The sequence below is a fragment of the Alteriqipengyuania sp. genome (genome assembly GCF_964222115.1).
Lineage (GTDB): Bacteria > Pseudomonadota > Alphaproteobacteria > Sphingomonadales > Sphingomonadaceae > Alteriqipengyuania.
Map to the genome: position 1 here is coordinate 19,976 of NZ_CAXQBM010000022.1, position 19,742 is coordinate 39,717.

The following is a 19,742-nucleotide window of genomic DNA, read 5'->3' on the forward strand; positions in this document are numbered from 1 at the left end:
CCCCGGACGGGGAGAGGGCAATTGGAGAGTGACATGAAAATCGCCTTTATCGGCCTGGGCAACATGGGCGGCGGGATGGCCGCGAACCTGGTCAAGAACGGCCACGAAGTGCGCGCGTTCGACCTGTCCGAAGACGCGCTCGCCAAGGCCAAGAGCAACGGCTGCGAGAACTTCACCGATGCCAAGGAAGCGGTACAGGGCGTCGATGCGGTCGTGTCGATGCTCCCCAACGGAGGCATCGTGAAGTCGGTCTATTCGGACAGCGTGATCGGGCACGCGCCCGAAGGTGCGGCGCTGCTCGATTGCTCGACCATCGACGTCGCAACCGCCAAGGAAGTGACCGAAATGGCCACCGCCAAGGGTTACGGGATGGTCGATGCGCCCGTCTCCGGCGGGATCGCCGCAGCGGATGGCGGCACGCTGACCTTCATGGTGGGCGGCAGCGAAGAGGCGTTCGCGGCAGCCAGACCGATCCTCGAAGCCATGGGCAAGGCAGTGATCCATGCGGGCGCTGCGGGCGCGGGCCAGACCGCCAAGATCTGCAACAACATGCTGCTCGCGATCAGCATGATCGGTGTCTCGGAAGCGATGCAGATGGCGCAAAAGCTCGGCCTCGACCCGCAGAAGTTCTACGAGATTTCGTCGCAGTCCTCGGGCTATTGCTGGTCGCTCAATGCCTATACTCCGCTTCCGGGCGTGGGTGTCGAGAGCCCTGCCGACAAGGACTATCAGGGCGGCTTCGCAACCGCGCTGATGCTGAAGGACCTGCGGCTCGCCATGGCGGCAGCTGAAGAAGCCGACGCTGCGGTGCCGCTGGGTGCGCGGGCGGCGAGCCTCTACGAAGATTTTGCGGGCGCAGGCAACGACGGGCTCGACTTCTCGGCGATTATCAAGACCTATAAATAGGTCAGCGACAGATCGCCTCGATTATCTGCGCGAGCCATTCACGCGGCTCCTCCCGCTCTCCGATATCGGCGACGAATTCCTGCGCGGGGCCCGTGCGCCACAAGCGCCCCGCGGGCCAGTTGCGGTCGCTCGTCCCGAAATAGGTGAGCTCGCCGCGCCGCAGCCATGGTGGGCGAGTCCATAAGGTCAGCGGTCCTTCGGGCACGGTCAGCCTGAGTGCTTCGGGCGCAGTGCGGGCAGTCCTGCCCTCGCCCACATAGAGCGTATCGTTGGTGCCATGCATGCCAAGCGCATGCGGATGATCCATCGCGCGGAACCGATCGCGCGTGGCCTCGTCCGCACCCGCCAGCGGGATAACCTCGGCGATCTTGAGATAGCCGAAAATGCGGTGATGCGGCTTTCCACCGGGCTCGCGAAACAGGCCGAAGAACAGCAGCGCGTCGCCCACGCCCACACCCTGGTTGGCGAGATGACCCTGCGCGCTCTGGCACTGGCCCAGCACGCACTGGCCGTCGTCCAGAAACATCGGATCGTTGTGGCACAGGCTCTCCGCACCATAGGCACCGCGGCTGGCTGCATGCGCCAGTTCGCCGAGCCCGAGATCGCCGTAAGTCGTGCGCGAAATACCCTTGGTGTCCGGGATGGGCAGGGAAACAGGCCTCCCGCCCACGATCGGCGAGGGCCCGCGCCCGTTCTGGGTATCGAATCCCTTGCGGCTGAAGACGATCTTCATACCGCGCGCCGGTTACTGCCCGCCGACCTCGCTCGGCACTGGCGCGCCTGCAGGCGCAAGCTCGCCATCCCATGCCAGCATTGGTTTGCGTGCAGCCTGTGTTTCGTCGAGCCGCCTGCGCGGTGCGAAGTAGGGCGCTGCCTTCAGGCTCTCGTCGCCGGCGCGCGCGCGCTCCGCCACGCTGCGCAGCGCACCGATGAACTGGTCGAGCCCGGCCTTGCTCTCGGTTTCGGTCGGTTCGACCAGCATCGCGCCGTGCACCACCAGCGGGAAGTACATCGTCATCGGGTGATAGCCTTCGTCGATCAGCGCCTTGGCCAGATCGAGCGTGGTCAGCCCATCGGCAAAGCCTTTGTCTCCGAACAGCGCCTCATGCATGCACGGGCCACTGTCTCCGTAGGGTGCGTGGAGCAGGTCTTCGAGACTGCGCAGGACATAGTTGGCGTTGAGCACGGCGTCCTCCGCCACCTGCGCCAGCCCGTCTACTCCGTGGCTGAGGATATAGGTCAGCGCGCGCGTGAACATGCCCATCTGCCCGTGGAACGCGGTCATCCGCCCGAAGTGCTGCAGCGGGCCGCCGAAATGCTCGGTCGCGAATTCGTCGGCCTGCTCTTCCTCCACGAGGTGCACCACGCCGTCGGCGGTACGCGCAGTGTAAGGCAGCGGCGCGAAGGGTGAGAGCGCTTCGGACAGGACCACCGGACCCGAGCCCGGGCCACCGCCGCCATGCGGGGTGGAAAAGGTCTTGTGCAGGTTGATGTGCATCGCATCGACGCCGAGGTCGCCGGGGCGTACCTTGCCGACGATGGCGTTGAAGTTCGCTCCATCGCAATAGACGAAGCCGCCTGCCGCATGCACCGCGTCCGAAATCGCCTTCATGTCACGCTCGAACAGCCCGCAGGTGTTGGGGTTGGTGATCATCACCGCCGCGACATCGGGGCCGAGACGTTCCTTGAGCTTGGCGAGATCTACGCGCCCGTCGGCGGTCGCGGGGATATCCTCCACCTCGTAGCCGGCGAAGGCGGCAGTGGCGGGGTTGGTGCCATGCGCACTCTCGGGCACCAGCACCACCTTGCGGGCGTCGCCGCGCGCTTCCAGCGCTGCGCGAATGCACAGGATGCCGCACAGCTCGCCATGCGCGCCCGCCTTGGGGCTCATCGCGATCGAGTGCATGCCGGTCAGGCCAAGCAGCCAGAAAGCGAGTTCGTTGATGACTTCCAGCGCGCCGCGCACCGTGTCGACAGGCTGTAGCGGGTGGACATCGGCAAAGCCGGGCATCCGCGCCACCTTCTCGTTCAGGCGCGGGTTGTGCTTCATCGTACAACTGCCGAGCGGGAAGAGCCCGAGATCGATCGCGTAGTTCTGGCGGCTGAGACGCGTGTAGTGGCGTACGCATTCGGGTTCGGACAGGCCGGGAAGCCCGATGGGATCGCTCCGCTCCAAGCCCGCCAGCCGCGAAGGCGGGGCATCGCTCGGCGGGGTCGGCTGCTCGACGCCAGCAAGGTCCAACTTGCTCGCGAAGTTGAAATCGACACCGGTGGTCTCGATATGGCCGATCTCGAAGATTAGCGGTTCTTCCAGCATCAGTGCGCGGTTGCCGGTGAAGGTCGGGCTGTCGGTTTCGCCCGCCACTGGTGCAGTTGGCTTCCAGCCGGATGTGTTGGGCTTGTTCATGCCAGCACCTCCTTCAGGGAATCGGCAAGGATCGCGATATCCTCCTCACTGGTGGTCTCGGTGACGGTGACGAGCAGGCCATCGGCCAGCGCCTCCACCTTGGGGAACAGCCGCCCGAGCGATACGCCTGCAAGGATGCCGCGATCTGCCAGCGTGCGCACCACTTCGCGCGCGTCCTGCCCCAGCCTGATCGTGAACTCGTTGAAGAAGCTGTCGTTCAGCACGGTCACGCCCGGCACCGCCGCCAGCCGGTCCGCCGCGATGCAGGCAAGGCGGTGGTTCTCCGCCGCCAGTTGCCGCAGCCCCTTCTCGCCCAAGAGGCTCATGTGGACATTGAAGGCAAGCGCGCACAGCCCGCTATTGGTGCAGATATTGCTGGTCGCCTTCTCGCGCCTGATATGCTGCTCGCGCGTGGAGAGCGTCAGCACGTAGCCGCGCTTGCCCTCGGCATCGGTCGTCTCGCCACATAGCCGCCCGGGCATCATGCGCACGTGCTTCTGGTCGCGCACCGCGAACAGGCCGAGGTAAGGTCCGCCGAACTGCAGGCCCACGCCCAGCGCCTGCCCTTCACCCACTACGATATCCGAGCCCATCTCGCCGGGCGATTTCACCGCGCCCAGCGCCACCGGCTCAAGGTTGACCGCGATCACCAGCGCGCCCTTTGCGTGTGCGGCTTCACTGATCTTTTCGAGGTCGCACAGGCGCCCGAGGATGTCGGGGTACTGCACGACGACGCACGACGTATCCTCGTCGATCCGGTCGATCAGCCCGTCGAGATCGGGCGAGCCCTCGAGCGTCGGCAGCGCGTCGGCGATCTCGTCCTCGGTAAACTTCGCCATGGTCCGCACGACCTCGGCATAGTGCGGGTGCAGCGCGCCCGAGAGCACCACCTTCTTGCGCTTGCCGCGCGCGATGCGGCTGGCCATCGCGCTCGCTTCCCAACACGCGGTCGAGCCATCGTACATAGAGGCATTGGCCACCGCGCAGCCATAGAGGCGCGCGACCTGGCTCTGGAACTCGAACAGCATCTGCAGCGTGCCCTGCGCGATTTCCGGCTGGTAGGGCGTGTAGGCGGTCAGGAACTCGCCGCGCTGGATGATGTGATCGACGCTTGCCGGGATATGGTGTCGGTATGCCCCTGCGCCGAGGAAGAAGGGCGCGTCGGCTGCCGCTAGGTTTTTCTTGGAGAGCGTACGCATGTGCCGCTCCACCGCCATCTCGCTCGCATGCGTAGGCAGGCCGTGGATCGGGCCTTGCAGCCGTGCTTCTTCGGGCACGTCGACGAACAGGTCGTCGATGCTGGACACACCGATTCTGGCGAGCATCTCGCCACGGTCGGCATCGGTCAGGGGGAGGTAGCGCATTCAATCTCCTAACCCCCTCCTCTTCAGAGGAGGGGCAGCGAAACTTGGCAGCTTGCTGCCTAGTTGCAGCGGGGTGGTGTCAGTTACGAGGAAGCCCCCACCCCCAACCCCCTCCCCTGAAGGGGAGGGGGCTCACGGCATCAAAGCCCGTCGACGAAGGTCTTGTAGGCGGCTTCGTCCATCAGGCCTTCCAGCTCGCTCTCGTCGGCGACGGTCAGCTTGAAGAACCAGCCGTCTTCCTCGGGCGAGGAGTTCACCAGCGCGGGGTCGTCTTCGAGCGCGGAATTGCTCTCGATCACGGTGCCGCTGATCGGCGCGTAGACGTCGCTCGCGGCCTTGACGGATTCGACCACCGCCGCGTCCTTGCTCTTTTCCAGCTCCGCGCCTTCGTCGGGCAGTTCGACGAACACGATGTCGCCCAGCTGCTCCTGCGCATAGTCGGTGATGCCGACCGTGGCGGCTTCGCCTTCGACTTCGATCCACTCGTGGTCTTCGGTGTAGTATCGGGCCATGAACTCAGCTCCCCCGGTAATAACGGTGTTGGACAAAGGGCATTTTCGCGACGCGCGCGGGCAGGCGCTTGTTGCGAACCTGCAATTCCAGTTCAGTATCGATCCCGGCATGCGCCGCATCGACATAGGCCACCGCGATCGGATGGCCCAACGTGGGCGAGAACCCGCCGCTGGTCACGGTACCGACCTGCTCATCGCCAGCAAACACTTCGGCACCTTCGCGCGCGGGCAAGCGATCTTCCAGCGTCAGGCCAACCCATTTGCGCGCCGTGCCTTCCACGATCTCGCGATTGATCCGGTCCGCACCAGGGTAGCCGCCTTCCGTCCTGCGGCGCTTGTTGATGCCGAACACCAGCCCCGCCTCGATGGGCGAGGTTTCGGGGGAGAGGTCATGCCCGTAGAGCGGCAGGCCCGCTTCAAGCCGCAGCGAATCGCGCGCGCCGAGCCCGATGGGCTTCACCTCGGGCTCGCCGCAAAGCAGCGTCGCGACTTCCTCCACCGCATCGGCGGCAATCGAAATCTCGAACCCGTCCTCGCCCGTGTATCCGGCGCGTGCGATGGTCACGTCGTGGCCCGCAAGGGTGAACTGCCCGAACTTCATGAAGGTGAGCGCGGCCAGCGGGTATTGCCCCTCGGCATGCCGTGCCAGCGCATCTGCCGCCTTCGGGCCCTGCAGCGCCAGCAGCGCGCGATCTTCCAGGTGGTTGAGGGTGATATCGTCAGGCAGGTGCTCGCGCAGGTGGCCGATATCGTCCCACTTGGTCGCACCGTTGACCACCAGGTAGAGGTGGTTGGGCCAGCGCGAGACCATCAGGTCGTCGAGCACGCCGCCATCCTCGTCGAGCAGCAGCGAATAGCGCTGCTGGCCCAGCTTCAAGGTCGACAGGTCGATCGGGAGCACCGCCTCGACCGCGGCGTCGAGATCGGGGCCCGAGAGCAGCAGCTGGCCCATGTGCGACACATCGAACAGGCCCGCGCTGGTGCGGGTCCACTCGTGCTCGGCCACGATACCTTCATACTGGATGGGCATCTCGTAGCCCGCGAAAGGCACCATCCGCGCGCCCTGCGCCCGGTGCCATGCATCGAGCGGCAGCTTCTCCGGCGGTGTTTCGGTTTCTTCGCTCATTCAAACATATCCGACAGACGCGGGAAGACGCGCGTGAATGCGCATCCTTGCCGCCTGCCCCCTCTGTCGGAATACCTGAGAGCTTACCCCTTCGGTGGCCTTGCCGTTTCCGGCGCAGCGCTTTCCAGAGTGTCCTATCGAAACGCGCGGTCCCAAGTGCCTGAGAGTTTCCGGGGCGGTTGCTCCTTCGGCGCCGCCAGCCGTGAAGCTGGCGATCTCTCCCGCGCGCTCCGCCGCAGAATCGCTCCTGCAGAGAACACCGCAGTCCTGCGCGATTCGCTGCATTGCGTCAATTGCGCATCAACCACAAAAGGTAGATTGCCGACAGGACGATCCAGCTCCCGTCCAGAGTCTTCAGCCGCCGCGCACCGAGCCACAGCGCAATCGGGCGGGCGAAGAAGCCGCCAAGCGCCGCACCCGGCCCCGCCAGCACCACCACTTCCCACGGCATCGTGCCCGCATCGATATGCCAGATACTGCCCGAGATGACGCTGACCGCCGAAATCGCGCAAGCCGCGCCGGTGCATAGCAGCACGGGGTAGTGACGGATGAACAGGTAGAGCGCGACCAATTCGCCCACTCCGACAGAGAACAGCGCGGTGATGAACCCGCCCGGGATCGCGAGCAGCATGACCACGATGAGGTCGATCCGCGACAGGCTTGTGCGTTCGGGCCGCTCGCGGTTGACCGTCCAGGTGGTCGCGATCAGCGCGAGGCCGAGCAGGATCGAAAAGCTCTTGTAGCCCGTCAGCACGGCATCCGCATCGAACATCGCAAGCCGCTGTGTCGCAAGCATCGAGGGCAGCGAGAGTGCGAGTACTGCGCAAATTACCAGCACGAAGTCGCGCGCCCGCACAGGCGCGGTCTGCGATCCTTCCGGCGATGCGGGCTGGTGCAGCAGCCGGTCGGTCCAGCGCAGCGAGCCCATCGTCATGCCGAAGCTCTGGATGCCCATCGATGCCCCGACCACGTGCAATGGGCTGAGATCCATGATCCCGAGTTCGCGTAGGGCGTTGAACACGGGCACGAACACCACCCCGCCCCCGGTGCCCGAGGTGTTGGCGATGATCGCGCCGAGCACGCCTATCGAAGGCAGGAACAGCAGCTTCGACACCAGGACCGTGTCGACTGGCGCAAACGACCAGATCGCCGCATAGAGAAGCGCCAGCACGGCTGCGCCCACCCACACGATCCTGTGCGGCGGGGCGTTCAGTCGAGATTGGGCCGCAGCCATCGTTCGGCCGTTGCGAGATCGACACCGCGCCGCTGCGCGTAATCTTCCAGCTGGTCGCGCCCGATCCGCGCGACACCGAAATATTCCGCTTCCGGATGCCCGAAATACATCCCACTGACCGCAGCCGTGGGCCACATGGCGAAGCTTTCGGTCAGCGTCAGCCCGGCATTTTCCTCTGCATCGAGCAGGTCGAACAGGATCGGCTTGAGGCTATGGTCGGGGCATGCAGGATAGCCCGGAGCTGGACGGATACCGCGATATTCTTCCTTGATCAGCGCCTCGTTGGTCAGCTGCTCGTCGGGCGCGTAGCCCCATAGATCGGTGCGGACATGCTTGTGCAGCCGTTCGGCAAAGGCTTCGGCAAAGCGATCCGCCAGCGATTTGAGGAGGATATCGGAGTAGTCGTCCTTCGCCTCGCGGAATTTGCGCGAGGGCTCGTCGATCCCGTGGATGCCGACCGCGAAACCGCCGATCCAGTCGCCCGAGGGATCGATGAAATCGGCGAGGCACATGTTCGCGCGCTCGCGGCTCTTCTTGATCTGCTGGCGCAGCATGGGAAGCACGACATGCTCGTCGCGCTCATCGAGATGGACCGTCACGTCATCGCCATCGCGCGCGCAGGGCCACAACCCGCACACGCCCCGCGCGCGCAGCCACTTTTCCTCGATCAGCCGGTCGAGCATCGCATTGGCATCGTCGAACAGCGAACGCGCGGTCTCGCCCACCACCTCGTCGTCTAGGATCTTGGGGTAGGTGCCGTGCAATTCCCATGAGCGGAAGAACGGCGTCCAGTCGATATATTCGCGCAGGTCCGCCAGCGACCAGTCTTCGAACACGTGCAGCCCCGGCTTTTCCGGCCGCCCCGGCTTGTCGCGATAGTAGATGTCGAAGAAATTGGCGCGCGCCTCTTCGAGCGACAGGAGCACGCTCTTGGACTTGCCCTCGCGCGCCTCGCGTACCTTTTCGTATTCGCCTGCGGTGTCGAACACGAAGCCGTCGCGCTGGGTGTCGGACAGCAGGCGCGAAGTCACCCCGACCGCGCGGCTCGCGTCGAGCACATGGATTACAGGGCCCTCGTAGGCCGGGTCGATGCGGAGCGCAGTGTGCACCTTGCTGGTGGTCGCGCCGCCGATCAGCAGCGGGATTGCCATCCCGGCCCCCTGCATCTCCTCCGCCACGGTGACCATCTCGTCGAGCGAGGGTGTGATCAGCCCGGAGAGGCCGATGATATCGGCATCGTTCTCGTTCGCGGCTTCGAGGATGTCGCTCCACGGGACCATTACCCCGAGGTCGATCACTTCGTAGCCGTTGCATTGGAGCACGACGCCGACGATGTTCTTGCCGATATCGTGGACGTCGCCCTTCACGGTCGCCATCACGATCTTGCCCTTGCCCTTGGCGTTCTCGTCCTTCTCTTCCTCGATGAAGGGGAACAGGTGGGCGACGGCCTTCTTCATCACGCGGGCGGATTTGACCACCTGCGGCAGGAACATCTTGCCCGAACCGAACAGGTCGCCGACGACATTCATGCCGTCCATCAGCGGGCCCTCGATAACTTCGATCGGCTTGCCACCGCGTTCCTTCACTGCGAGGCGCATTTCCTCGGTATCCTCGACGATATGCGCATCGATACCCTTGACCAGCGCGTGCTCGACCCGGCGCTCGACCGGGTATTCGCGCCATTCGGCCGCTTCCTTCTCGGCCTTGGCGTCCTTGCCCTTGTAGCTTTCAGCGAGCGTGATGAGGTTCTCGGTCGCGTCGCCGCCATTTGCGGGTTTGCGGTTGAGGATCACGTCCTCGCATGCCTCGCGCAATTCGGGGTCGATATCGTCGTAGATGTCGAGCTGACCGGCATTGACGATCGCCATGTCGAGCCCGGCGGGGATCGCGTGGTAGAGGAAAACCGAGTGCATCGCGCGGCGCACGGGCTCATTGCCGCGGAAGCTGAACGAGAGGTTCGAGAGGCCGCCGGAAAAATGGGCGTGCGGGCAGGATTGCGAGAGGTGCCGCACTGCCTCGATGAAATCCACGCCATAGGTGGCGTGCTCCTCGATCCCCGTTGCGACCGCGAAAATGTTGGGATCGAAGATGATGTCCTCGGGCGGGAAGCCGTCCTCGGTGAGCAGCTTGTAGGCGCGCTCGCAGATCTCGACCTTGCGCTCCTTGGTGTCGGCCTGGCCTTCCTCGTCGAAGGCCATCACGACGACCGCCGCGCCATAGGCCCGGCACTTGCGCGCGTTCGTGAGGAACTCCTCGACGCCCTCCTTCATCGAAATCGAATTGACGATCGGCTTGCCCGAAACGCATTTGAGTCCGGCCTCGATCACGGGCCACTTCGAGCTGTCGATCATCACCGGCACGCGCGCGATGTCCGGCTCGGCGGCGATCAGCTTGAGGAACTTGATCATCGCCGCTTCGGAATCGAGCAGGCCTTCGTCCATATTAACGTCGATCACCTGCGCGCCGTTCTCGACCTGGTCGCGCGCGACCTCGATCGCGGTCTCGTAATCTTCGTTCATGATCAGCTTCTTGAAGCGCGCCGACCCGGTGACGTTGGTGCGCTCGCCGATATTGACGAAGCTGGATGATGCGTTGGTCGTCATTGAATGTCGATCAGGCTGCCATCGTAAAAGGTTCGAGCCCGGCGAGGCGCGTCTTGCGCTCAACCTCGGGGATCGGGCGCGGCGCCGCGTCCTTCGCCGCCTTCGCTATGGCCGCAATATGCGCGGGCGTCGTGCCGCAGCAGCCGCCCACGATGTTGACGAGGTTCTCCTTGAACCACACGCCGACCAGATCGGCGGTCTCGCCTGCCTCCTGGTCATATTCGCCCAGATCGTTGGGCAGGCCCGCGTTGGGATAGGCGAGGATCAGCGTGTCCGCCTGCCGCGAAAGCGCAGCGAGATGCGGGCGCAGCTTGTCCGCGCCGAAGGAGCAGTTGACGCCCACCGCGATGGGATCGACATGGCGCACCGCGTGCCAGAACGCCTCGACCGTATGGCCCGAGAGATTGCGACCTGAATTGTCGGTGATCGTGAAGCTGAGCATGATCGGCACTTCGCGACCCGCTGCCTGCGCCGCCTGTTGCGCCGCCATCGCTGCGACCTTGGCGTTGAGCGTATCGAAGATCGTCTCGATCAGGATGAAATCCACCCCGCCCTCTATCAGCGCATCGCACTGCTCGCGATAGACGCCCAGCATCTGGTCGAAATCGACCTCGCGAAAACCCGGGTCCTCGACATCGGGGCTGAGCGAGAGCGTCTTGTTGGTCGGCCCGATGGCACCTGCCACAAACCGCCGGTGACCATCCTTTTCCTGCGCCGCATTCGCCGCTTCGCGCGCGACCTTGGCGCCTGCAAGGTTGACCTCGCGCACCAGATGCTCGGCCTTGTAATCGGCCAGCGCGATGCTGGTGGAACTGAAGGTGTTGGTCTCGATCATGTCGGCACCCGCGTCGAGATAGGCCGCGTGGATATCACGGATCACGTCGGGCCGGGTCAGGTTGAGCAGGTCGTTATTGCCCTTCTGGTCGGCATCGAGCTGCAGGTCGCCGCGGTAGTCGGCCTCGTCCAGCTTGCGGTTCTGGATGCCCGTGCCGTAGCCGCCATCGAACACCAGAACACGCTCGCGTGCGGCTTCGCGCAGGGCCTGCGCAGCGGATTGCTGCTGGCTCATTCGGCAGTCTCCTTCGGTCGCATGCCGAGCAGGTGGCAGATCGCATAAGCCAGGTCCGCGCGGTTCAAGGTGTAGAAGTGATAATGACGGATGCCGCCCGCGTAGAGGCGGCGGCACATCTCGGCGGCGATGGTGGCCGAGATCAGCTGGCGCGCAGCCGGGCGCGCATCGAGCCCTTCGAACAGCGAATCCATCCAGCCGGGAATTTCCGCCCCGCACTGCCCGGCAAACTGGCGCGCCTTGGCGACATTGGTGATCGGCAGGATGCCAGGAACGACCGGCACGTCGATCCCCGCCTGCTTTGTCTTGTCGAGAAACGCGAAAAAGGTCTCGGGCGCGAAGAAGAACTGCGTGATGGCGCGGTTCGCACCGGCATCGATCTTGCGCTTGAGGTAGTCGATTTCGGCCTGCGGGCTCCGCGCATCGGGGTGGCATTCGGGATAGGCGGCGACCGAAATCTCGAAATCCGCGACCTCCTTCAGGCCGCGAACCAGCTCTTCTGCATCATTGTAGCCTTCGGGATGCGGCTTGAACGGCGCCCCGGGTTCGCCCGCATCGCCGCGTAGCGCGACGATATGGCGTACGCCTGCCTCCCAATACTGCTCGGCAATCCGCTGCGTTTCCTTGCGCGAAGCATCGACGCAGGTGAGGTGCGCGGCAGCCGGTATTCCCGCTTCAGCGATGATCCGTGCCACCGTCTTGTGAGTCCGCTCGCGGGTTGATCCGCCCGCACCGTAGGTTACCGATACGAAGGCCGGATCGAGCGGCTTCAACTCAGTCACTGCGTCCCATAGCTGCGCCTCCATCTTCTCCGACTTCGGGGGGAAGAATTCGAAGCTGACGTCGATATCGCCGGGCAAACCGCTGAAAAGCGGATCGCTCTTCGCCCGCGATTCCTCGCGTGCGGGATCGAGTGGGGCGCCCGAGGTCGCGTTCATGAAATCGCCCTTTTCTGTGCGTGAGTTCGGCCCAAGGGGTTCGATCGCCGCGCGACCCAGATTTTCACGACGAGAGCTTCTCCTTCGAGTGAAACCGGCTCCGCCGGTGCAAAGCCCGCCTGTTCGAACGCCCCGGCAATCTGCGCATCCTCGAACCCGAGGCGGGCATGCTGGAATCGTTCGCGCAGCTCCTCATGCTGGTGGGCGGCGAAATCCACGATGGCGATACGTCCATTGGGGCGCAGCACACGCGCTGCCTCGCGCAGGGGCACCAGCGGATCGGGCGCACAATGCAGCACCTGGTGGAGCAGCACGGTGTCGAAACTGCCGCCCTCGAAAGGCAAGGACAGGAAATCGCCCTGCACCAGCTCGACGCGGTCGGCGGGGAGGTTCTGCAGCTTGGCGCGCGCCACGCGCAGCATTTCGAGGCTCTTGTCGAGCGCGACGACGCGCGATGCCTCGTCCGCAAAAATCTCTGCCATGCGCCCGGTGCCGGTACCGATGTCGAGCAGCTCGCCCATCGGATCGCCATCCAGTGCATCGCGCAGGGCCGCCTCGACCTGCGCATCGGGGCTGTGGCGGCGGCGAAGGTCGTCCCAGTCATCCGCATGCGCCTCGAACCATTCCGCGGCCTTGTCGTCGCGGGCATCCCGGATTGCTGCAAGCTGGCGGCGATCCTCTTCGCACTGCGCTGCGAATGCATCGTCTTCCCGCTCGGCAGTCGAAAGCAGGCGCATCACGGCTGCGGTCAGGGGCGATCCCCCCGCATTATCGGATGCGGCGCGCAGATATATCCAGCTACCCTCGCGCCGCCGGACGGCCAGCCCGGCATCGCACAGGATCGACGCGTGGCGCGAGACGCGCGGCTGGCTCTGCTGGAGGACTTGGGACAGTTCGCCCACCGCGAGCTCCATCGTGCCGAGCAAGCGCATGATCCGCAGCCGGGTAGGGTCGCCAAGCGCGCGCAGGATTGCTTCGGTCCGCATGGAGACGGACATATAAAGATATTCTTATATGTACAAGTGTCGCATTTGTTGCGTCGTTCCGACTAGCTGCTTTGGAACCTGCGCAGGATATCCAGCTGCGTTGCTCCTGCCTTTGTCAGGACATAGCTGGCCTGCTCTTCCTCCCCTGTCCGTTCGATCAGGCCCTCGGCCAGCAGCCGCGCGGTATCGGCGTTGTCGGCGATGTCGCCGCCACGCATGACCCGGCCATATCGGCCACCGTGATAGATCAGCGGTTCGGCGGTCGTACGCTCGAAATCGACGACCTCGCCCAGGAAGATGGCATGATCCCCGCCCTCGTATTCGAACTTGGCGGTACAGCCGAAGCGCGCAGCGCAATTCTCGATCCGCGGCGCGCCTTCGGGCCCGTCTCCGCAATCGAGCCCACCAAACTTGTCCACGCCCTGGCGCGCGAACCGGTTGGAGAGGTCCTGCTGATCGGCCGCGAGGATGTGCACGGCCCATGCCTTCGCTTCCCTAAACACGGGCAGGTTGCGGCTGCCGAGCGACAGGCTCCACAACACCATGGGCGGGTCGAGCGACACCGAGTTGAAGCTGTTTGCTGTCAGCCCCGAGGGGTTTCCCTGCGCATCATAGGCGGTGACGATCGTAACCCCGGTCACAAAAGTGCCGAGCGCGTCGCGGAAGGCGGATTGATCGATCACGGGTCAAGCGACTAGGCAGGCAGCCGAACAAGAGCAAGGCACGTTTGCCCGATCCGGGATGTTGCCAGCAATGCAGACCCCGCTTTGAGGAGAGTTCCCTATGAAGACCCGCGCCGCCGTCGCATTCGAAGCCAAGCAGCCGCTGGAGATCGTCGAACTGGACCTCGAAGGGCCCAAGGCGGGCGAGGTGCTGATCGAAATCAAGGCGACCGGCATCTGTCATACCGACGCCTACACGCTCGACGGGTTGGACAGCGAAGGACTGTTTCCCAGCGTGCTAGGCCATGAAGGTGCGGGCATCGTGCGCGAAGTGGGCGCGGGCGTGACATCGGTGAAGGAAGGCGATCACGTTATCCCGCTCTACACGCCCGAATGCCGCCAGTGTAAGATGTGCCTCAGCGGCAAGACCAACCTGTGCAGCGCGATCCGCGAGACGCAGGGCAAGGGCCTGATGCCCGACGGAACCACGCGCTTCAGCTACAATGGCAAGCCGATTTACCACTACATGGGCTGCTCCACCTTCTCGAACTTCACCGTGTTGCCCGAAATCGCGGTCGCCAAGATCCGTGAGGACGCGCCCTTCCACACCAGCTGCTACATCGGTTGCGGCGTGACGACCGGGGTAGGCGCGGTGGTGAACACCGCCGATGTGCGCCCGGGCGACAATGTCGTCGTGTTCGGCCTTGGCGGCATTGGCCTCAACGTGATCCAGGGCGCCCGCATGGCGGGTGCGGACCGGATCGTCGGCGTCGACATCAATCCCGAGAAGAAGTCCTACGCGGAACATTTCGGGATGACCGATTTCGTCAATCCCAAGGAGGTCGACGATGTCGTCGCCACGCTGGTCGAAATGCTGGACGGCGGAGCGGACTACAGCTTCGATTGCACCGGCAATACCGACGTGATGCGGCAGGCGCTCGAATGCTGCCACAAGGGCTGGGGTACTTCGATCATCATCGGCGTGGCCGAAGCCGGCAAGACGATCGAGACACGCCCCTTCCAGCTGGTCACCGGGCGCAACTGGCGCGGCACTGCCTTCGGCGGCGCCAAGGGCCGCACCGATGTGCCCAAGATCGTCGACTGGTACATGGACGGCAAGATCCAGATCGATCCGATGATCACCCACGTGCTGAAGCTGGAAGAGATCAACAGGGGCTTCGACCTGATGCATGCGGGCGAGAGCATCCGGTCCGTGGTGGTGTACGATTGATGGAGACTGTCAGCGAGAACAAGGCGTTCGGCGGCATCCAGGGGGTCTATTCGCATCCGAGCGAGGCGACCGGGACCGCGATGACCTTCTCGGTCTTCGTGCCACCGCAGGCAGAAGCGGCCCCCTGCCCCGTGCTCTGGTATCTTTCGGGCCTGACCTGCACACATGCCAATGTTACCGAGAAGGGCGAGTATCGCACGGCCTGCGCGCAGCATGGGATCATATTCGTCGCTCCCGATACCTCGCCACGGGGCGAAGGTGTGGCCGACGACGAGGCCTACGACATGGGCCAAGGCGCCGGTTTCTACGTCGATGCCACGCAGGAACCCTGGGCGCCGCATTTCAAGATGCGCAGCTATATCGAGGACGAACTGCCTGCGCTTATCGCGGAGAACTTCCCCGCCGATATGGCCCGGCAGGGGATCACCGGACACTCGATGGGCGGACATGGCGCGCTCACCATCGGGCTGCGCAACCCCGATATATTCCGTTCGATCAGCGCGTTTGCGCCGATCGTCAGCCCAGTGAACTGCCCGTGGGGCGAGAAAGCGCTATCCGGCTATCTTGGGAATGATCGCGCCAAATGGCGTGCCTATGATGCGTGCGCGCTGATCGAGGATGGCGCTCGCGCCGACGCGCTGCTGGTGGACCAGGGCACAGGGGACCAGTTTCTGGAGGAACAGCTGAAGCCCGAACTTCTATCCGAAGCGTGTGGGAATGCAGGCATCCCGCTGACGCTCAATTTGCGCGAAGGATACGACCACAGCTATTATTTCATATCGAGCTTTATGGCCGATCACGTCGCTTGGCACGCAGAGCGCCTCTTAGCTTAAGTCCTTGAAACCTGCGTTGGCGACCAGGCGCGGGCTGATCGGTTCGGTACCCTGCTTCTTGTGGGCCATCGGCGGCGAGGCATGGACCTGGTTCTTGCCGGCAGCCTTCGCTTCGTACAGCGCGGCGTCCGATGCAGACAGAAGATCGGCAGCGGATTTCGCGGTCTCGGGCATGGTCGCCACACCGATCGAAGCGGCGACGCTGGCGCCATGCTGTTCCGACAGGAGTTCGATCCGCGCGCGAACCTGCTCGGCCCGCATCATCGCATCTTCGAGGCCACAATCCGGCAGGATCACCAGCAGTTCTTCGCCACCATAGCGACACACGACATCGGACGGGCGCAGGGCGCCGACCACCTGGGCGGCAACGTCCTTCAGCACCGCATCGCCCTTCGCATGCCCGTGCTCGTCGTTGAGCCGCTTGAAGTTGTCGAGGTCGATCATCAGCACCGAGGTCGACTGGTTCTGCCGCTGAGCGAGCGAAATGAACCGCTCCAGCGTGTCTTCCATATAGCGGCGGTTGTAGAGGCCGGTCATCGGATCGCGGAGCGACTGCGTGCGCAGTTGTTCGCGCAGCGAGATGTTCGACAGCGCAAGCGAGGTCGAATCCGCCAGTGCCCGGGCAATCCTGCGTGCATTATCGACGTTGGAGCATTTGCCACCCCGATCGCCGAGCACCAGCAGGCCGAAGACCTGCCCGCGCGCCATCATCGGCACCTCTATGCTGGCGACATCGCCAATATAGTGCGAACAGCACAGCGAACGCTCGTGCGGATTGTTGAGGTGATCCTTGCCCCGCTTCAACGCCCAGCAATTGGCCGGGATCAGGCTTTCGGTCGCCTGATAGCTTTCCGGCATGTCCCAGCTGTCGATCAGATCCAGCCGGTCGCGCGAATTGTTGAACACGTACAGCGCAACCCCGCAGCCGGGGAGGAGTTTGCGGCTCGTCGCGCGCAGCACCTGAGCGGCATCGGCATTGCTGTCCGCCGCCTGCAGCGTATCGGTCATCGCGAAGAGTTCTTCGATCTGCTCCTGCGTGCGGTTGATGCTGTCGACGTGATTCTTGTAGGACCGGACCTGGATGTTCTTCAGTCGTTCGCTCACGAGGCTCGCGGCAAGGACGATGGCCAGAGCCACACCTGCCGCAACCGCAATGCCGATTCGCCATCCTCCCTCGACGACGGTCAGCGAAATAACCGCAGCAAGGCCTAGGCAAATGAAGGCCTGCATCGCCTTGATCAACAGCGACACAAGCTTGAGGCCTTCACGACCTTCTAGGATGGATTTCGACACCATAGGCAAACTCCCTTCCGGCATCGCTAGGCCGAAAAAGTAAAACAGAGCTTAACCAACGGCTTGGTTATCTTGCGACTTCATTGGCTTGTCGCAGACGTCCGAACCGAATCGCTCTCCCGATTCGGGTCTTTGGCGATGTGATTCGGACTATCTCTCGTCCCATTCAAAAAGCGGGCGACGAAGAATCCTGATTTTTTCAACTGCCCTATTCTTGCCTTATTGTTGACCGCGACTCGCCCGATTCACGTCGATTCATCGATAGTGGATAACGGTTCGTCGCAGATTGCCACATTTAAGCCTTAATGCGCGAGACAGAAACCGCCGTGCACCACCAGTCCGGGAAGATTGGCAAAAGGTGCAAGACACATGGAAAACGCAGTTCTGTTTCTATGGGACGGATGGGGCATCCTGGGGCGAGTGGTTGCGCTGCTCGCCGTTGTGACTGCCGTGCTCGGACTCGAGAATCTCATCGTCAAGCTCGTGGCGGATATCCAGAGCTGGCGCCGTCGGCGGGAAGAGCCGACAGTCGAGATGCTGCGGCGAAAGCAGGAAGGGTGCACCGCAATCCTCGTTCCGATCACGGCTTCCGCCCCGCTCGCCGGAGCGATGCTGGCGCGCCTCAAGCGTAGCATCGAGTATGAAAACTACATGATCTTTGTCGGTGTACGTTCGATCGACGGGCCGACCGTAGAGGCGATCCGGCGTGAAGCACGGGCCGACAGCCGGGTGCAACTGTGCCTCTACGATCTGCGCGATGCCGCATCGCAAGCGCGTGCACTCAACGCACTGCTCGACGCCGTGCGCGGGTTCGAGCACCAGAACGATGTCGATTTCCAGACTTACTTCGTGCAGGGGCCGGAGACGATCGCACATCCGCTGGCGCTCAGGCTGGCCAACTGGCACTGCGAATTTGCAAGCATCGTCCAGCTGCCGGTGTTGACCATGCCGCGCGGAGCGCTCCCGCTCTCAGGTGGCGCCGGACTCGACGATCTGGGCGAACATCGTGCCCGCGAACTGCTGTTGCGTGCACAGACCGTCAAGAATGTGCCCGTCCTCGATACCGGCCTGGCCTTCCGGCGCGATGCGATCTGGGCCCTCAAGCTCCACGGGGACGTGTTCGACAAGGCCAGCCCTTCCCCGATCTTCGACGCTGTTCGGCGCATCGGTGAACGGGGTCACCTCTCCACCTTCGTATGGCAGCGCGACGAGCATCGGCAGGTCATCGGTGTGCAGGAACTCAGCGCACGCAGGTTCCGCGACGCGATAAAAGCAAAGGCGCGGCGGTTGTCGCTGACCACATTCGGCAACCGGCAACCGCTCGGCGGCACGCAGAGCAGCCTTTGGGAACGTTATTTCAATTATCGCGACCGGAGGATCGTGCTGGTGGCGGCGACACTCGCCTGCGCTGGCCTGACGGCAATTGCGGCCGCTGCATTGTTGCTGGCCGGCCGGATCACGCCCGGCTTCGAGAGCATGCCACCGCTAGTCGACGCGCCGTGGGTTCTCGCAGTGCTCGTATTCAACGGCGTTCTCGCCTGTGCAGCACTGGTCGAGCGGATTGCGCTCACCGCACGAACGCGAGGTCCGTTGGCGGCCCTGCTCTTGCCGCTCAACCTTTTGACCTCAGCCCCGATCTGGACGCGCGCGGTCCTGTGCGCATCCAGCCGCCAGTGCGCGAACGACGCAGATCAGCTGCCCGCGCAACAGCGCTCGCCCACGGGTTCCAGCCGACTGGCCGGCAAGCCAAAGATAACCGATATCCTCGTGCATTCGGGCGCCATCTCGAAAGACGCGGCGAAGCTCGCCAAGGCCTATAGTCGCCGCACCCGCAGGCAGATCCTGCTTGCCCTGCAGGACCTGCGGCTCGCCGACGGTGCGGCCATCGCGAAGGCTCTGGGCGAAAAGCTGGGGCTGGAGTTCGGGCACATCGACGGGCCGTTGGACACCTATGCCTCTGTCTTCCTGTCCACCCATGAGGCGGAGCGCTTCTGCGCCTTTGCCCAGCGGGCGGAAGATGGCGGTGTCGATGTCTATATCGGAGAGGATTATACGCCACGCGAATGGCGTGCACTCAGAACGGCATTGCGCCGCGCGGGTGTGCAGCGGCCCAATTTCCGCACCGCCCCGCTCAGCGAAATTGCCTATGCGATCCGCTTTGCCGGCACCGCGCAGGAAATGGCGGTAGAACAGGCCATCGCAGTCAGCCTGATGGATGGACCGATCCCCGAAGGCTCGGCCAGCGATATTCGCCGCCAGCTGCGCGCGCCATACCGGCGCCTGGAGGATCTGCTGATCGAGCGCGGGCTGATCCGTCCCCGGCGGATCCTGCGGGCGCGCAAGCGGATCGGCATCGAAGGCCCCGGGCTGGAGGATGTGATATCCAGAGACCGGCGGATCCCGCCCTTCACTCTGGCGGAGACCGTGCGCGAGTTCAACGACTGGCGCCCCGCGATCGCCCCGCTCACCTCTTTTGCCCCGATGGCACGTTACAATGCGCATAAGCCGACCTTGGTGGACCCCCGGCTCGCTGCGTAGGGATGAAGGTTTCGATGCCTGGAGAATTTTTGTCTTTGAC

The 19,742-nt window shown here is 64.0% G+C and carries 16 protein-coding genes and 1 riboswitch; of the genes, 4 read left to right on the forward strand and 12 right to left on the reverse strand.

What is annotated here, in order from left to right:
• Positions 1-33 precede the first annotated feature (33 nt).
• Entirely contained in the window at positions 34-906 is an 873-nt protein-coding gene (gene mmsB, locus ACEQXE_RS03670) for a 3-hydroxyisobutyrate dehydrogenase (protein WP_370177589.1), read from the forward strand.
• A 1-nt stretch (position 907) separates the two neighbouring features.
• On the opposite strand, the gene ACEQXE_RS03675 is transcribed toward mmsB, so the two are convergent.
• The 11 genes from ACEQXE_RS03675 to ACEQXE_RS03725 form a co-directional block, all read right to left on the reverse strand.
• On the reverse strand, positions 908-1,639 hold the full coding sequence (locus ACEQXE_RS03675; RefSeq protein ID WP_370177590.1) for a hypothetical protein: 732 nt from the start codon (positions 1,637-1,639) through the stop codon (positions 908-910).
• A 12-nt stretch (positions 1,640-1,651) separates the two neighbouring features.
• On the reverse strand, positions 1,652-3,313 hold the full coding sequence (gene gcvPB, locus ACEQXE_RS03680) for an aminomethyl-transferring glycine dehydrogenase subunit GcvPB (protein ID WP_370177591.1): 1,662 nt from the start codon (positions 3,311-3,313) through the stop codon (positions 1,652-1,654).
• Positions 3,310-4,677 carry an aminomethyl-transferring glycine dehydrogenase subunit GcvPA gene (gcvPA, locus tag ACEQXE_RS03685; protein WP_370177592.1) on the reverse strand — a complete coding sequence of 456 codons (1,368 nt, stop codon included), beginning with the start codon at positions 4,675-4,677 and terminating at the stop codon, positions 3,310-3,312. Before gcvPA ends, gcvPB begins: the two co-directional genes overlap by 4 nt.
• A gap of 140 nt (positions 4,678-4,817) precedes the next feature.
• Entirely contained in the window at positions 4,818-5,189 is a 372-nt protein-coding gene (gene gcvH, locus ACEQXE_RS03690; RefSeq protein ID WP_370177593.1) for a glycine cleavage system protein GcvH, read from the reverse strand.
• A 4-nt stretch (positions 5,190-5,193) separates the two neighbouring features.
• Entirely contained in the window at positions 5,194-6,315 is a 1,122-nt protein-coding gene (gcvT, locus tag ACEQXE_RS03695; protein WP_370177594.1) for a glycine cleavage system aminomethyltransferase GcvT, read from the reverse strand.
• A 137-nt stretch (positions 6,316-6,452) separates the two neighbouring features.
• Positions 6,453-6,549, reverse strand: a riboswitch (glycine riboswitch).
• A gap of 55 nt (positions 6,550-6,604) precedes the next feature.
• Positions 6,605-7,549 carry a sulfite exporter TauE/SafE family protein gene (locus ACEQXE_RS03700; protein ID WP_370177595.1) on the reverse strand — a complete coding sequence of 315 codons (945 nt, stop codon included), beginning with the start codon at positions 7,547-7,549 and terminating at the stop codon, positions 6,605-6,607.
• Complete coding sequence (gene metH, locus ACEQXE_RS03705; RefSeq protein WP_370177596.1) at positions 7,525-10,152, reverse strand: methionine synthase; 2,628 nt, start codon at positions 10,150-10,152, stop codon at positions 7,525-7,527. Before metH ends, ACEQXE_RS03700 begins: the two co-directional genes overlap by 25 nt.
• Positions 10,153-10,162: 10 nt before the next feature.
• Positions 10,163-11,221: a homocysteine S-methyltransferase family protein gene (locus tag ACEQXE_RS03710; RefSeq protein ID WP_370177597.1), complete on the reverse strand. Its 1,059-nt coding sequence runs from the start codon at positions 11,219-11,221 to the stop codon at positions 10,163-10,165.
• Positions 11,218-12,159: a methylenetetrahydrofolate reductase [NAD(P)H] gene (metF, locus tag ACEQXE_RS03715; protein WP_370177598.1), complete on the reverse strand. Its 942-nt coding sequence runs from the start codon at positions 12,157-12,159 to the stop codon at positions 11,218-11,220. The genes ACEQXE_RS03710 and metF overlap by 4 nt, the downstream gene beginning before the upstream one ends.
• On the reverse strand, positions 12,156-13,145 hold the full coding sequence (locus tag ACEQXE_RS03720; RefSeq protein WP_370177705.1) for an ArsR/SmtB family transcription factor: 990 nt from the start codon (positions 13,143-13,145) through the stop codon (positions 12,156-12,158). The genes metF and ACEQXE_RS03720 overlap by 4 nt, the downstream gene beginning before the upstream one ends.
• Positions 13,146-13,207: 62 nt before the next feature.
• Complete coding sequence (locus ACEQXE_RS03725) at positions 13,208-13,828, reverse strand: flavin reductase family protein (RefSeq protein ID WP_370177599.1); 621 nt, start codon at positions 13,826-13,828, stop codon at positions 13,208-13,210.
• Positions 13,829-13,928: 100 nt separating this feature from the next.
• Between ACEQXE_RS03725 and ACEQXE_RS03730 the strand changes: the two genes are divergently transcribed.
• Together ACEQXE_RS03730 and fghA are read left to right on the forward strand one after the other, a co-directional pair.
• Positions 13,929-15,038 (forward strand): S-(hydroxymethyl)glutathione dehydrogenase/class III alcohol dehydrogenase, encoded by a 1,110-nt coding sequence (locus ACEQXE_RS03730; RefSeq protein ID WP_370177600.1) that lies wholly within the window; start codon positions 13,929-13,931, stop codon positions 15,036-15,038.
• Positions 15,038-15,871, forward strand: a complete 834-nt coding sequence (gene fghA, locus ACEQXE_RS03735) for an S-formylglutathione hydrolase (RefSeq protein WP_370177601.1) — start codon at positions 15,038-15,040, stop codon at positions 15,869-15,871. The genes ACEQXE_RS03730 and fghA overlap by 1 nt, the downstream gene beginning before the upstream one ends.
• Here the strand turns inward: fghA and ACEQXE_RS03740 are convergent.
• Positions 15,863-17,167, reverse strand: a complete 1,305-nt coding sequence (locus ACEQXE_RS03740; protein WP_370177602.1) for a diguanylate cyclase — start codon at positions 17,165-17,167, stop codon at positions 15,863-15,865. The two genes, fghA and ACEQXE_RS03740, sit on opposite strands and share 9 nt — an antisense overlap.
• A 366-nt stretch (positions 17,168-17,533) precedes the next feature.
• Between ACEQXE_RS03740 and ACEQXE_RS03745 the strand changes: the two genes are divergently transcribed.
• Entirely contained in the window at positions 17,534-19,702 is a 2,169-nt protein-coding gene (locus ACEQXE_RS03745) for a hypothetical protein (RefSeq protein WP_370177603.1), read from the forward strand.
• Positions 19,703-19,742: the final 40 nt, after the last annotated feature.

Excerpts from the sequence above, each read along its gene's own strand:
- mmsB (WP_370177589.1), top strand. The coding sequence starts at position 34 with ATGAAAATCGCCTTTATCGGCCTGGGCAACATGGGCGGCGGGATGGCC.
- ACEQXE_RS03675 (WP_370177590.1), bottom strand. The coding sequence starts at position 1,639 with ATGAAGATCGTCTTCAGCCGCAAGGGATTCGATACCCAGAACGGGCGC.
- gcvPB (WP_370177591.1), bottom strand. The coding sequence starts at position 3,313 with ATGAACAAGCCCAACACATCCGGCTGGAAGCCAACTGCACCAGTGGCG.
- gcvPA (WP_370177592.1), bottom strand. The coding sequence starts at position 4,677 with ATGCGCTACCTCCCCCTGACCGATGCCGACCGTGGCGAGATGCTCGCC.
- gcvH (WP_370177593.1), bottom strand. The coding sequence starts at position 5,189 with ATGGCCCGATACTACACCGAAGACCACGAGTGGATCGAAGTCGAAGGC.
- gcvT (WP_370177594.1), bottom strand. The coding sequence starts at position 6,315 with ATGAGCGAAGAAACCGAAACACCGCCGGAGAAGCTGCCGCTCGATGCA.
- ACEQXE_RS03700 (WP_370177595.1), bottom strand. The coding sequence starts at position 7,549 with ATGGCTGCGGCCCAATCTCGACTGAACGCCCCGCCGCACAGGATCGTG.
- metH (WP_370177596.1), bottom strand. The coding sequence starts at position 10,152 with ATGACGACCAACGCATCATCCAGCTTCGTCAATATCGGCGAGCGCACC.
- ACEQXE_RS03710 (WP_370177597.1), bottom strand. The coding sequence starts at position 11,221 with ATGAGCCAGCAGCAATCCGCTGCGCAGGCCCTGCGCGAAGCCGCACGC.
- metF (WP_370177598.1), bottom strand. The coding sequence starts at position 12,159 with ATGAACGCGACCTCGGGCGCCCCACTCGATCCCGCACGCGAGGAATCG.
- ACEQXE_RS03720 (WP_370177705.1), bottom strand. The coding sequence starts at position 13,145 with ATGCGGACCGAAGCAATCCTGCGCGCGCTTGGCGACCCTACCCGGCTG.
- ACEQXE_RS03730 (WP_370177600.1), top strand. The coding sequence starts at position 13,929 with ATGAAGACCCGCGCCGCCGTCGCATTCGAAGCCAAGCAGCCGCTGGAG.
- fghA (WP_370177601.1), top strand. The coding sequence starts at position 15,038 with ATGGAGACTGTCAGCGAGAACAAGGCGTTCGGCGGCATCCAGGGGGTC.
- ACEQXE_RS03740 (WP_370177602.1), bottom strand. The coding sequence starts at position 17,167 with ATGGTGTCGAAATCCATCCTAGAAGGTCGTGAAGGCCTCAAGCTTGTG.
- ACEQXE_RS03745 (WP_370177603.1), top strand. The coding sequence starts at position 17,534 with ATGGAAAACGCAGTTCTGTTTCTATGGGACGGATGGGGCATCCTGGGG.